This is a genomic window from Rhizobium sp. NLR8a (assembly GCF_019685235.1).
GTDB lineage: Bacteria > Pseudomonadota > Alphaproteobacteria > Rhizobiales > Rhizobiaceae > Rhizobium.
Window position 1 is genome coordinate 168,399 of sequence record NZ_JABDWI010000004.1, and the last position, 11,991, is coordinate 180,389.

General features: G+C 62.8%; 12 protein-coding genes and 1 pseudogene. 6 read left to right on the forward strand and 7 right to left on the reverse strand.

The features are described from left to right. Positions 1-202: 202 nt before the first annotated feature. Together HJC04_RS09055 and HJC04_RS09060 are read right to left on the reverse strand one after the other, a co-directional pair. A complete protein-coding gene (locus HJC04_RS09055) occupies positions 203-1,102 on the reverse strand; it encodes a ribokinase (RefSeq protein WP_210629423.1) in 900 nt (299 codons plus the stop codon). 79 nt (positions 1,103-1,181) lie between these two features. Then, entirely contained in the window at positions 1,182-2,405 is a 1,224-nt protein-coding gene (locus HJC04_RS09060) for a DNA recombination protein RmuC (RefSeq protein ID WP_221145816.1), read from the reverse strand. Between the two features lie 196 nt (positions 2,406-2,601). Between HJC04_RS09060 and HJC04_RS09065 the strand changes: the two genes are divergently transcribed. From HJC04_RS09065 to truA, 5 genes and pseudogenes are all read left to right on the forward strand, one after another. Beyond that, positions 2,602-4,098, forward strand: coding sequence for a globin-coupled sensor protein (locus HJC04_RS09065; RefSeq protein ID WP_221145824.1), 1,497 nt, complete (start codon positions 2,602-2,604; stop codon positions 4,096-4,098). 98 nt (positions 4,099-4,196) lie between these two features. Continuing rightward, positions 4,197-4,712: a peptide deformylase gene (def, locus tag HJC04_RS09070; protein ID WP_088390317.1), complete on the forward strand. Its 516-nt coding sequence runs from the start codon at positions 4,197-4,199 to the stop codon at positions 4,710-4,712. Between the two features lie 17 nt (positions 4,713-4,729). Next, a pseudogene (locus HJC04_RS09075) lies at positions 4,730-4,819 on the forward strand (type II toxin-antitoxin system VapC family toxin); the annotation flags it as partial. 20 nt (positions 4,820-4,839) lie between these two features. Continuing rightward, entirely contained in the window at positions 4,840-5,775 is a 936-nt protein-coding gene (gene fmt / locus HJC04_RS09080) for a methionyl-tRNA formyltransferase (protein ID WP_221145826.1), read from the forward strand. Then, positions 5,775-6,575: a tRNA pseudouridine(38-40) synthase TruA gene (gene truA, locus HJC04_RS09085; protein WP_210629419.1), complete on the forward strand. Its 801-nt coding sequence runs from the start codon at positions 5,775-5,777 to the stop codon at positions 6,573-6,575. The genes fmt and truA overlap by 1 nt, the downstream gene beginning before the upstream one ends. 18 nt (positions 6,576-6,593) lie before the next feature. Here truA and HJC04_RS09090 read toward each other — a convergent pair whose 3' ends face one another. From HJC04_RS09090 to dapD, 3 genes are all read right to left on the reverse strand, one after another. Beyond that, positions 6,594-7,190, reverse strand: coding sequence for a hypothetical protein (locus HJC04_RS09090; protein WP_210629418.1), 597 nt, complete (start codon positions 7,188-7,190; stop codon positions 6,594-6,596). Then, positions 7,177-8,370, reverse strand: a complete 1,194-nt coding sequence (dapE, locus tag HJC04_RS09095) for a succinyl-diaminopimelate desuccinylase (protein ID WP_210631702.1) — start codon at positions 8,368-8,370, stop codon at positions 7,177-7,179. Before dapE ends, HJC04_RS09090 begins: the two co-directional genes overlap by 14 nt. A gap of 101 nt (positions 8,371-8,471) precedes the next feature. Further along, positions 8,472-9,332: a 2,3,4,5-tetrahydropyridine-2,6-dicarboxylate N-succinyltransferase gene (gene dapD / locus HJC04_RS09100; protein ID WP_085776755.1), complete on the reverse strand. Its 861-nt coding sequence runs from the start codon at positions 9,330-9,332 to the stop codon at positions 8,472-8,474. A gap of 194 nt (positions 9,333-9,526) precedes the next feature. Between dapD and HJC04_RS09105 the strand changes: the two genes are divergently transcribed. Next, the gene (locus tag HJC04_RS09105) at positions 9,527-10,390 is read left to right on the forward strand and encodes an LOG family protein (protein WP_210629417.1); all 864 of its coding nucleotides are present in this window, start codon (positions 9,527-9,529) and stop codon (positions 10,388-10,390) included. A gap of 58 nt (positions 10,391-10,448) precedes the next feature. Here HJC04_RS09105 and HJC04_RS09110 read toward each other — a convergent pair whose 3' ends face one another. Together HJC04_RS09110 and HJC04_RS09115 are read right to left on the reverse strand one after the other, a co-directional pair. Continuing rightward, positions 10,449-11,066, reverse strand: a complete 618-nt coding sequence (locus tag HJC04_RS09110) for an EF-hand domain-containing protein (RefSeq protein WP_210629416.1) — start codon at positions 11,064-11,066, stop codon at positions 10,449-10,451. A gap of 108 nt (positions 11,067-11,174) precedes the next feature. Beyond that, positions 11,175-11,891 (reverse strand): pyrimidine 5'-nucleotidase, encoded by a 717-nt coding sequence (locus HJC04_RS09115; protein ID WP_210629415.1) that lies wholly within the window; start codon positions 11,889-11,891, stop codon positions 11,175-11,177. Positions 11,892-11,991 lie beyond the last annotated feature (100 nt).

Genomic DNA, 11,991 nt, shown 5'->3' on the forward strand with positions numbered 1-11,991 from the left:
CGGCGCAGGAGCGAAGGCATGGCTCCGTCATGGAGCAGCCGCATCAGCCGCGGATCCGCAAGCGCGAAGACCCGGCGATCACTGGGAAGATCGCCGGAGACCTCTTAAATTTGAGTGAAACTTTAGCGGTTTGTATGATGAAAGCCGCAGAAATCTCCCTTAAAATTGAAGGAGATCTGGCGAGTTTCGCAGGCAGGCTAGCCTATATTCTGTCTGCGACTTCCTCACTCACAGGAATCGACGGTTGCGCTCCTGATTTGAGACATGCGAGTGAACCGGCGACTGCCGCCCGGTGCAGCGCCGTCCGAAAGTCGAGGCCCTCGTCGAGACTGGCGGCGAGATAGCCGCAGAAGGTGTCGCCTGCCCCGACCGTATCGACAGGATCGATCGCCAGCCCTTGCGCCCGTGAAATGACCCCATCCCGGATGGCGATGACGCCATCGCCGCCGAGCGTCACGATCAGGGTCTGGCCGGTTTCCTGATGCAGGCGGACAAGCGCTGCCTCGCGCGCTTGTGCGTCCATGCCGTCCTGTCCGGCAAGCCGCTCGAACTCGGTCTCATTGGCAATGACGATATCGGCCAGGCGACCGAGGCGCGGTGCATCGGGGATCAAGGGGGCGAGGTTGAGGATGCTGGTGATGCCCTTGGCGCGCGCGGCCGAGAGCGCGCGTTCGACGGCCGCGACAGGCACCTCGAGCTGCAACATCAGCATGTCGCCTTCGTTCATGCGGCCGACCGCGATTTCCGCATCAGCTGGCGTGACCAGGCCGTTGGCGCCCGGAACCACGGCGATCATGTTCTCGCCGTCGGCGCCGACCAGGATCAGCGCCGTGCCCGTGGGGCCGTCGACATGCTTCACGAGGGAGAGATCGGTTCCCGCCGCATCGAGCAGGGCAAGTGCATCGGCGGCAAAAGCATCCTTGCCGACGGCGCCGACCATGTGCACATAGCGGCCGGCGCGGCGGGCTGCCAGCGCCTGGTTGGCGCCCTTGCCGCCGGCAGCCGTGGCAAAACCGTTGCCGGCCACCGTCTCGCCGGGCTTCGGCAGTCGCTCGGTCGTGGCGATGAGATCCATGTTGATGGATCCGAAAACTGTGATCATCAGGCTGTCCCGTCTTTTAGAGCATGCGAATGACATCATGCCCCTGCTATTCCATGGGGCGAGACACTGCCCGAAGCGGTCACTCCTCGTCAACCACCCGAAGCTTGAGAAGGCCGGTACGGCTTTCCACCGATTTGGCCGGAGCCTCGCCATCGCGGGCGGGCTTGGCGTCACCGCCTGCCTCGAATTCCAGCGCCTCGATCTTGGCGCCGCGCCTGGTGAGCTTGTCGGCTGACGTGACCACCATGTCGATATCTTTCTGCGCCATGGCGAAGTGGCCCTGCAGCTTGCGCACCCGCTCGTCGAGGCGGCCGAGATCGTCCATCAGCAGTGCCACCTCGCCCTGGATCAGATGCGCCTGCGCCTGCATGCGCTGGTCTTTCAGCACCGCCTGGATGACCTGGATCGACAGCATCAGAAGTGATGGCGAGACGATGACGATGCGCGCTCGGTGTGCCTTCTGCACCAGCGGCTCGAAGTTCTCGTGGATCTCCGCGAAGATCGATTCCGACGGCACGAAGAGAAAGGCCGTCTCCTGGGTTTCCCCCTGAATCAGATATTTCTCCGAAATATCCCGGATATGGATCTCCATATCGCGGCGGAACTGCTGGCCGGCGATCTTGGCGGCCTCGGGGCTGCCGGCGTCACGGATGGCGTTCCAGGCTTCGAGCGGGAACTTCGCATCGATGACAAGCGGCGGCGCGCCGTTCGGCATGCGGATCGTGCAGTCCGGCCGCGAGCCGTTGGAGAGCGTCTGCTGGAAGGCATAGGCGCCCATCGGCAGGCCGTCGGCGACGATCGTCTCCATCCGCGACTGGCCAAAGGCGCCGCGCGTCTGCTTGTTCGAGAGAATCGCCTGCAGTCCGACGACGTCCTTGGCGAGCGTCTGGATATTGTTCTGCGCCGCATCGATGACCGCCAGCCGCTCCTGCAGCCGCTGCAGATTCTCATGCGTCGATTTCGTCTGCTCGGTGATCGTCGAGCTGACGCGCTGCGACATGCCGTCGAGACGTTGGCTGATTGCCTGATTGAGCTCGCTCTGACGCGCGCCGAAAACCTCGGCCATGGCCGTGATGCGGCCCTGCATCTCCGCCTGGATCTTCAAAAGCTCGGCCATGCGCGCCTCGCTTTCGCCAGCCCGCAGGCTCGCCTCCTCCGCCTGCTCGCGGCGGAGGCTGATGCCGCGCAAGAGAAGGATGATCACCAGAAGCACAAAGGCGATGAGAACGCCGCCGGCAAGCGCCAGCATGGCCGGACTGAGCGAGGCGACGGAGAGGGCGAGCGATTCGGGATGAACGGTCATGCCGCAACCATAACAGAAGATGGGGCAATATATAGATCAAAACGTGAACAAAATCGGCAATTCCCAATATCCTCTCTGTCGCTTTCCTCGCCGACGCGGAAAATCGCTGCCAGTTTAATCATTGCTCAACCATATTGGCCAAAATCTGTGCCAATGAATTCCCTCCCGCGCCGTTGCGCCAAGTACAGAGATTTCCATGACATCCCAGCAGACCGACAGTGCCCTCAGACAGCGTCTCGATTTCATCGAACTGGACGAGGCGGCGCGCCGGTCGATGCGGGATATCAGCCCCGTCATATCAGAGCTGATCGGCGCTGCCCTCGATAAGTTTTATGCCAAGATCGCCAGGACCCCCGCCGTATCGGCTTTTTTCGCCGATAAGAACCATGTCGCCCACGCCAAGAAGCACCAGCAGGATCATTGGAGCAAGCTTGCCGGCGGCGCCTTCGACGAGAGCTATGTGGACGGCGTGACCGCGGTCGGCCGAACGCATGCCCGCATCGGGCTGGAGCCGCGCTGGTATGTCGGCGGCTACGCCCTTGTCATGTCCGAACTCGTCAAGGGCATCATGGAGAAGCAGTGGCCGTCGGTCTTCGCGCGCCAGCAGGGCAAACTGCTCGCCGAGAAGCTGTCGGCGGTCATCAAGGCGGGCATGCTCGACATGGATTATTCCATCTCGGTCTATCTCGAGACGCTTGAAGCCAAACGCCAGGCTCTTGAAGAGCAGCGCGCCCAAGCCCAATCCGACCAGGCGCTTGCGCTCGAGCAGCTGCGCCGCGGCCTGGAGGCGCTGTCGAACGGCGATCTCGAGGCTACCCTGCCGTCCGACCTGCCAGGTGATTTCCGGCAAATGGCCGAGGATTACAATCGTGCCGTCAAGGCGCTTCGCCAGTCCTTTGCATCGGTGCGGGACACGTCCGGCCATATCATGAACGGCGCCGACGTCATTTCCAATGCGACCAACGACCTGGCGTTGCGCACTGCCCAGCAGGCGGCGGGCGTCGAGGAGAGCTCGGCCGCCCTGCAGCAGCTTTCCGTCAGCGTCGGCCAGACGGCCGCCAATGCCGAGAAGGCTTCGGACGCCGTACGCGAGACGCAGCAGAAGGCGAAGAATTCGGGTGAGCTCGTCACCAGCGCCGTTTCGGCGATGGCCGGCATCGAGAAATCCTCGACGGAGATTTCCAAGATCATCGGCGTCATCGACGAAATCGCCTTCCAGACCAATCTTCTGGCGCTGAACGCCGGCGTCGAGGCAGCGCGCGCCGGCGATGCCGGCAAGGGTTTTGCCGTTGTCGCCCAGGAAGTGCGCCAACTTGCCCAGCGCACGGCCGAGGCTGCCAAGGAGATCAAGAACCTGATCTCGCAGAGCTCGACCCAGGTCAATGAGGGTGTCGGCATCGTCTCCAGCACTGGCGAAGCGCTGAACGACATGATCGGCCGCATCGACATCATCAACCGCTTCGTCGCCGATATCGCCGCCGCCGCTCGCGATCAGGCGACCGGCGTCAACGAGGTCAGCGTGGCAATCCGCAGCATGGGCGAGATCACCCAGCAGAATTCCGGCATGGTTGAGCGCACGTCGGCGGAAACCGGTCGCCTCAAGGACGAGGTGGACCAATTGATCGAATTGCTGCGCCGCTTCCGCGCCCGCTCGGAAGGCCCTGCCGTCGTCGCGGCTCGCCGGGTGGCGTGAGGCGAATATGGCGAAATTCCGGGCGGGGATGCAAAAAAGCGCCTTCCCCGCGCGCCGGATAATTCCATAGCGGGAAAAGATGGGTTATGGGAACGCCCATGACCATCAAGCCACTCATCATTCTTCCCGACCCCGTTCTTCGTCAGCTCTCCAAGCCGATCGAGCGTGTGGATGCCGACCTGCAGCGCCTTGCCGACGACATGCTGGAAACCATGTACGACGCGCCGGGCATCGGCCTTGCCGCAATCCAGATCGGCGTGCCGCGCCGCATGCTGGTCATCGACGTCTCCCGCGAGGGCGAGGAAAAGCAGCCGCAGGTCTTCATCAATCCGGAGATCGTCAAATCGTCCGACGAGCGCTCAGTCTATGAGGAAGGCTGCCTGTCGATTCCTGATTATTATGCCGAGGTCGAGCGGCCGGCTGCCGTCTCGGTCAAGTATCTCGACCGCAACGGCAAGGAACAGACAGTGGAAGCCGACGGGCTGCTCGCCACCTGCCTGCAGCACGAGATCGACCACTTGAACGGCGTGCTTTTCATCGACCATATCTCGCGGCTGAAGCGGGAGATGGTGATCAAGAAGTTCACCAAGGCTGCGAAATCCAAGGCGCTCTGATAACGCAATGAGAATTGGTCGGGAACGGCGCACTGCTCGCCACCCGCAGGACCAGCGATTTCGAGGGGCTTGATCTCAAGCTCGTAAACCCGTTTGAAGACGGCTGATCCTCAACTGGCGAGATAAAATGTCTCTTCGCATCATCTTCATGGGAACCCCGGAGTTCTCGGTTCCGACCCTGCGCCTGCTCGTCGATGCCGGCCATAGCATCGTCGCCGTCTATACGCAGCCGCCGCGGCCGGGGGGCCGGCGCGGGCTCGATCTGCAGAAATCGCCGGTGCATCAGGCGGCCGAACTGCTCGGTCTGCCGGTCTTCACGCCGGTCAATTTCAAGGATCCAGAGGAGCGCGAGAAGTTTGCCGCGTTCAAGGCCGATGTCGCCGTCGTCGTCGCCTACGGGCTGCTGCTGCCGGAGGCGGTTTTGAACGGCACCCGCGAGGGCTGCTATAACGGCCATGCCTCGCTGCTGCCGCGCTGGCGGGGTGCCGCGCCGATCCAGCGGGCGATCATGGCCGGCGATGCAAAGACCGGAATGATGGTGATGAAGATGGACAAGGGGCTCGACACCGGCGCTGTCGCGCTGACCCGCGAGGTCGAGATTGGCCCGAACATGACGGCAGGCGAACTGCACGACCGACTGATGCAGGTCGGCGCCAAGGCGATGGCGGAAGCCATGGTGAAGCTTGAAATGAACGACCTGCCACTGACGCCTCAGCCGGAAGACGGCGTGCTTTATGCCGCCAAGATCGACAAGGCCGAGACGCGCATCGACTTCGCCAGGCAGGCGCGGGATGTGCACAACCATATCCGCGGTTTGGCGCCGTTTCCGGGCGCCTGGTTCGAGCTTGAGATCGGCGGCAGGCCTGAACGGGTGAAGGTCCTGGGCTCAGAGCTGGCTGAGGGGCAGGGGACGGCCGGACAGTTGCTGACCGACGATCTGGTCGTCGCCTGCGCCTCTGGCGCAGTGCGGCTGACACGGCTGCAAAAAGCAGGCGGCAAGCCGCTCGCCGCGGCCGATTTCCTCAGGGGCACGCCGCTTGCGGCGGGCACGAGGCTTTCCTGATGCCGCGTTTCCGCATGACCGTCGAATATGACGGCGGCTCCTATGTCGGCTGGCAGCGGCAGGAGAATGGGCCCTCGGTGCAGGGGGCGATTGAGGCGGCAGTACTGTCGCTGACCGGCGAGACCGTGTCGATCCGCGGCGCCGGCCGCACCGATTCCGGCGTCCATGCCATGGGACAGGTGATCCATGCCGATCTTTCCAAGGCCTGGTCGCCTTACAAGCTGCAGAACGCGTTGAATGCGCATCTGAGGCTTGCCGGCGAGCGTGTCTCCATTCTCGACGTCGAGGCGGTTCCCGATTTTTTCGATGCCCGCTTTTCGGCGCTGCGGCGCCATTACCTCTATCGCATCGTCAGCCGCCGGGCGCCGCTGGCGCTCGAAGCCGGCAAGGCCTGGTGGGTGCCGAAGGCGCTCGATCACGAAGTCATGCACGCCGCCGCCCAGAAGCTGGTCGGCCGGCATGACTTCTCCACCTTCCGCTCCGCCCATTGTCAGGCGAACAGCCCGGTGCGCACGCTCGACCGGCTTGATGTGACGCGCAGCGGCGAACTGATTGAAATCCGCGCCACCGCGCAGAGCTTCCTCCACAACCAGATCCGTTCCTTCGCCGGCACGCTGAAGCTCGCCGGCGAAGGCAAATGGACGCCCGAAGATGTGCAGGCAGCGCTGGAGGCGCGCGACCGCAAGGCCTGCGGCCCGGTGGCGCCGCCCGAAGGGCTCTATTTCATGCAGGTGGATTATCCCGAGGTGATCACCGACCGGCGCAGGCCCGCCGATGAAAACGACGATGATCTGTCGTAAAGCCTCCGCCGAGGCTGGTCAGGCCGGATAAATGCCGAGGAAGTGCTGCAGATATTCCGAAAGGATCATCGACGGCACCAGCAGCACCAGCGTCAGCGCCCCGACCATCAGCGCGTGATCGTGGCAGATCATTCTGAGAATGCGCGCCAAAGCGAAGACTTGCGCCAGCATGAAGGCGAGCAGCAGCAGCGAGACGAGGCCGACGGTGCCGGGCAGGAAGAACACCAGAGCCAGCAGCAGACCGTTGATATAGGAGAGCGGTACGCCGAGCCAGTTGACGCTGACGACGACGGGGGCGAAGCGCTCGCCCATGCGGAAGGCAAGCAGCAGCAGTCCGGCAAAGACCAGCGGCACGAACCAGTTGGCGACCTCGACGAGGCCGAGCCTGATGTAGAAGGCAAAGTCGACATCGGCCTCCGGCGGCATCGACCGCAGGAAGGCCTGTCGCCACCAGAGCCAGGAAATGCCCATCGGCGGCAGGCACCAGGCCATTGCCCAAAACGATCGGTTGACGCCGCGCTCCGACAGATCGAGGAAGCGGAAGCCGCGCGGATCCATCCGGATCAGCAGCCAGAGGCCGGCCAGGTAATACTGGACTTCCCTAAGACCCGGCATGGGCGAACCAGCGGTCGATGAAAGTCTCGTAGATCGCCGTCAGCGTCTCCAGATCGGCAACAGTGACGCGTTCGTCGACCATGTGCATCGTCTGGCCGACCAAGCCGAACTCGACGACCGGGCAATAGTCCTTGATGAAGCGCGCATCCGACGTGCCGCCGGTGGTCGAAAGCGCCGGGGACCGGCCGGCCACACTTTCGACGGCAGACGACAGCGAAGCGATCAGGGCGTTGTTGCGGGTCAGGAAGACATGGCTTGGCCGGTCGGCCCAGACGATATCGTATCTGACCGGCTCGCGGCCCGGACGCAACTGGCCATGGCCGGCGGCGGCTTCGAGTCGGCGCAGGATTTCGGCGCGCAGCGTTTCGACGGTCCAGCTGTCGTTGAAGCGGATGTTGAAGCTTGCCGATGCCTTGGCCGGAATGACGTTCGTCGCAGGATTGCCGACATCGACCGTCGTCACTTCGAGGTTCGACGGCTGGAAATCGTCGGTGCCGCCGTCGAAAGGCGGATCCATCAGCGCCTGCGTCAGCTGCAGCATGCCGCGCACCGGATTGTCGGCAAGGTGCGGGTAGGCGGCATGGCCCTGAACGCCGTGTACGATGATCCTGCCCGACAGCGAGCCGCGCCGGCCGATCTTGATCATGTCGCCGAGCCGGTCCGGATTGGTCGGTTCTCCCACAAGGCAGGCGTCCCAGCGTTCGCCGCGCTCCGCCGCCCATTGCAGCAGTTTGATCGTGCCGTTGATCGCCGGGCCTTCTTCGTCGCCGGTGATCAGGAAAGAGACCGAGCCGGCCGGCGGCCCGTGTTTTTCGATATGGCGGGCGACGGCGGCGACGAAACAGGCGATGCCGCCCTTCATGTCGACGGCGCCGCGTCCGAAGAGCTCGCCCTTTGATATCTCCGCGGCAAAAGGCGGGTGCGTCCAGGCAGCTTCATCGCCAACCGGCACGACATCGGTATGGCCGGCAAACATCAGATGCGGTCCGTCGCCGCCGAGGCGGGCATAGAGGTTCTCGATGTCGGGTGTTCCCTCTTCGCTCGCCTTCACTTTGTCGACGTTGAAGCCGAGCGGTGCGAGCATCGCTTCCAACGCCGTCAGCGCGCCGCCTTCGGCTGGTGTGACGGAGGGGCAGCGAATCAGCGTCTGCAGATTGGCGACGGGATCGGTAGCGGTCATGGCGGTCGAACTATCCGGCGGGAATGGCAAAGACATGGCAAGGCGAGGCCGCCTCGCCCAAAAAGACGTCGCCTGTTTACCGGATCAATGCCCCGGTGTCATCAATCTCTGAGCAGCTCGTTGATACCGGTCTTTGAGCGGGTCTGTTCGTCGACGCGCTTGACGATGACGGCGCAGTAGAGGTGTGGCGCCGGCTGGCCGTTTGCCATCGTCGCATTGGCCGAGGCCATCGAGCCGGCGACGACGACCGAATAGGGCGGCACCTCGCCGTACATCACCTCGCCGGTGGCGCGATCGACGATCTTGGTCGACTTGCCGATATAGACGCCCATGCCGAGCACCGAGCCTTCGCGGATGATGCAGCCTTCGACCACTTCGGAACGGGCGCCGATGAAGCAATTGTCCTCGATGATGGTCGGGCCGGCCTGCATCGGTTCGAGCACGCCGCCGATGCCGACGCCGCCGGAGAGATGCACGTGTTTGCCGATCTGCGCGCAGGAGCCGACCGTCGCCCATGTGTCGACCATCGTGCCTTCGCCGACATAGGCGCCGAGATTGACGAAGGAGGGCATCAGGATCGCATTCGGGGCGATATAGGCCGAGCGGCGCACGACGCAATTCGGCACGGCGCGGAAGCCCGCGGCGCGGAACTGGTTTTCGCCCCAATTCTCGAACTTCGAGGGAACCTTGTCCCACCAGGTGGAGTTGCCGGAGCCGCCCTTGACCACCTCCATGTCGTTGAGGCGGAAGGACAAGAGCACCGCCTTTTTCAGCCACTGATTGACCGTCCAGGCGCCGTCGGCGCCGCGGGTCGCGACGCGGGCCTTGCCGGAATCGAGCAGATCGAGCGCCGCTTCGACCGCATCACGGACCTCGCCCTTCGTCGACACGTTCACATTGTCGCGATTGTCGAAGGCAGCTTCGATGGTCTTTTCCAGGGATGCGAGGTCGGTGGCGCTCATGAGAATTCCTTAAACTTCGATCTTTATCGTGGAGACGGCGGAGTCTCCGGAGATGCGATCGGCGTGGGTTTGTCCTGCTCTACAGCATGCACCCGTAGAACGGAATGATTTTTCGAACAAGATCATACCTGGTTTCAAGGCGTTATAGCGACATATCCGGTTTCACGGCCGGCAATACTGAAAGGCATTTCGACATGGCAAAGGGACGAAACGGCGGTTCGCGGCGCAAGGATGGCGTATGGGACCCGTTGAAGAGCAGCTCGACCGACAGGCAGCGCGCCGAAGCCGTGCCGAAGACGCCGCAGACGTTGTCGCCGGCCTATCGCCTCGCCTATGTCGACGAGGATTTCCTCTGCCGCGAGGAGTTGCGGCCGATCCGGCTGCAGCTGGAGCTCTTGAAGACCGAGATGATGCTGACCGAACGCGGCATCCGCTCGACCGTCGTCATGTTCGGCGGCGCCCGTATTCCCGCCCCCGGCCAGAGTGCCTGGGCGGCGCGCAACGACATCCAGCGCGCCAATCTGGAGGCGGCCTCCATCTATTATGACGAGGCGCGCAAATTTGCCCGGCTCTGCTCGAAATATTCGGCGGGCTTCGACTTTCAGGAATATGTCATCGTCACCGGCGGCGGCCCCGGCGTCATGGAGGCGGGCAATCGCGGTGCGGCCGACGAGGGCGCACCCTCCATCGGTCTCAACATCGTGCTGCCGCACGAACAGGCTCCGAACGTCTATGTCACGCCGGAACTCAGCTTCAACTTCCACTATTTCGCCATTCGCAAGATGCATTTCATGGTGCGCGCCAAGGCAATCGCGGTCTTTCCCGGCGGCTTCGGAACGCTCGACGAATTCTTCGAATGCCTGACGCTGATCCAGACCGGCCGCATGGAACGTCTGCCGCTGATCCTTTTCGGCGAGGCCTTCTGGCGCCGCATCATCAATTTCGAGGCCTTGGCCGAATTCGGCACGATCGCACCCGACGATGTCAAGCTGATCAGCTTCGTCGACACCGCCGACGCCGCATGGAAGATCGTCCAGGATTTCTACGAACACTCGTAAGACACGTCTCTTTCCCCGTCGCAACGGGGAAAGAGCAAGGGCAATGGTTCGTCCGCCCTTACAGCAGCGGCCGATCCGGCATGTCGTCGATCGAGATGACGCCGTCCTTGTCGCGGTCCATCCGCGTAAACAGCTTGTCGAAGGCGGCGACCGCCTCCTGTTTGGAAATCTGGCCGTTTTCGTCGGTGTCGATCCGATGCATCATCATCGAGGCGTGCATGATGTTGCCGCCGTGGCGCATCCAGCGATGACCATCATGGCCGTCGCGCGGCGGCCGCCCGGATTCGCTGTCCGGCATGTCGGGCGCGGCGTTCGCGTCCTTCTCGTCGCCGGCGTCCTGCTTGTGCTGATCTCTCATCGCCTGCAGCTGCGTCTGGCGGTACTGGCGGATTTCGCCGGGCGTCAGCGACCCGTCATTGTTGGTGTCGATCGCAGCGAAGATCTTGTCGAGGCCGCTGCTCGCCTCCTCCTTGGAGACCTTTCCGTCCTTGTTCGCGTCGAACTCCTTGAGCATGCGGACATAGGTGATTTCAAGGAAGGCGTCGCGGCCCGGTCGGTCCATGCCGGCATGATGCGGGCGCGGTCCGTCGCCCGGTGCGGCAAAGCTTGCCCCGGCTGCGACGCCGAAGATAAGGACGGAGGAGAGCGCTGCCAGTATCGGCTTGTTGCGGTACATCGTATTTCCCTTTCGTAAGGTGTCCCCTCACGAAAGACGCTACGGCAGCGGGCCTCAAAGACCCAGTTAAACATCGGTAAGTTGGGTGAAACTTTCGTAACCTGGCGGTCAGCCGCCGGATCTGGTCACCTTGCCGAGAAATGCAACGAGGTCGTCGGTGACGAAATCGATGTGATCCTCGTCGCCGCTGGTCTTTTCCCACCATTCGACGACGGTCTCTTCCAGATTGCGCGGCACCAGCAGCACGGTCTGCATGCCAAGCGCCTTCGGCACGGTCAGATTGCGCGGCAGATCCTCGAACATCGCCGCCTTGTTCGTTTCGACGCGCTTTAGCGCCGCAAACTTGTCGTAGGTCGCCTGCGCCGGCTTCGGCACGTAATCGGCGGCGACGATGTCGAAGATATCGTCGAAATGCTCGAGAATGCCGAGCGCTCCGGCGGTCATTTCGGCATGTTTGACGCTGCCATTGGTGAAGATGAATTTGCGCCCCGGCAGCGCCTTGATCGCTTCTCCGAGTTCGGGCTGTGGCATCAGCGCCGAATAGTCGATCTCATGGGCCTTTTCGAGGAAGTCGTTCGGGTCGATGCCGTGATGGATCATCAGGCCCTGCAACGTCGTGCCGTGGTCGAGATAATACTGCTTCTGCAGCTTGCGCGCTTCTTCCCGTTCCATCTGTAACAGCGCCGCGACATAGGCGGTCATGTTCTTGTCGATCTGCGCGAAAAGATTGATGTGATGGGGATAGAGGGTGTTGTCGAGGTCGAACACCCAGTCTGTCACGTGTTCGAAATCGGCTTTTTCAGGCGTACGGTCGATCTTGGTCATGGCCGCCCTTATCGCACGGCTGCTCGCCCAAGGAAATCGACAAGAAAAAATAGACGCCCGATTTTCGGCGGACGCGGCCGGCGTTGGATGTTAGAAAGCG

Coding starts and splice junctions, on each gene's coding strand:
- HJC04_RS09090 (WP_210629418.1), bottom strand. CDS start 7,190: ATGCCGGGTCTTAGGGAAGTCCAGTATTACCTGGCCGGCCTCTGGCTG.
- dapE (WP_210631702.1), bottom strand. CDS start 8,370: ATGACCGCTACCGATCCCGTCGCCAATCTGCAGACGCTGATTCGCTGC.
- HJC04_RS09115 (WP_210629415.1), bottom strand. CDS start 11,891: ATGACCAAGATCGACCGTACGCCTGAAAAAGCCGATTTCGAACACGTG.
- dapD (WP_085776755.1), bottom strand. CDS start 9,332: ATGAGCGCCACCGACCTCGCATCCCTGGAAAAGACCATCGAAGCTGCC.
- HJC04_RS09055 (WP_210629423.1), bottom strand. CDS start 1,102: ATGATCACAGTTTTCGGATCCATCAACATGGATCTCATCGCCACGACC.
- HJC04_RS09105 (WP_210629417.1), top strand. CDS start 9,527: ATGGCAAAGGGACGAAACGGCGGTTCGCGGCGCAAGGATGGCGTATGG.
- fmt (WP_221145826.1), top strand. CDS start 4,840: ATGTCTCTTCGCATCATCTTCATGGGAACCCCGGAGTTCTCGGTTCCG.
- def (WP_088390317.1), top strand. CDS start 4,197: ATGACCATCAAGCCACTCATCATTCTTCCCGACCCCGTTCTTCGTCAG.
- truA (WP_210629419.1), top strand. CDS start 5,775: ATGCCGCGTTTCCGCATGACCGTCGAATATGACGGCGGCTCCTATGTC.
- HJC04_RS09110 (WP_210629416.1), bottom strand. CDS start 11,066: ATGTACCGCAACAAGCCGATACTGGCAGCGCTCTCCTCCGTCCTTATC.
- HJC04_RS09065 (WP_221145824.1), top strand. CDS start 2,602: ATGACATCCCAGCAGACCGACAGTGCCCTCAGACAGCGTCTCGATTTC.
- HJC04_RS09060 (WP_221145816.1), bottom strand. CDS start 2,405: ATGACCGTTCATCCCGAATCGCTCGCCCTCTCCGTCGCCTCGCTCAGT.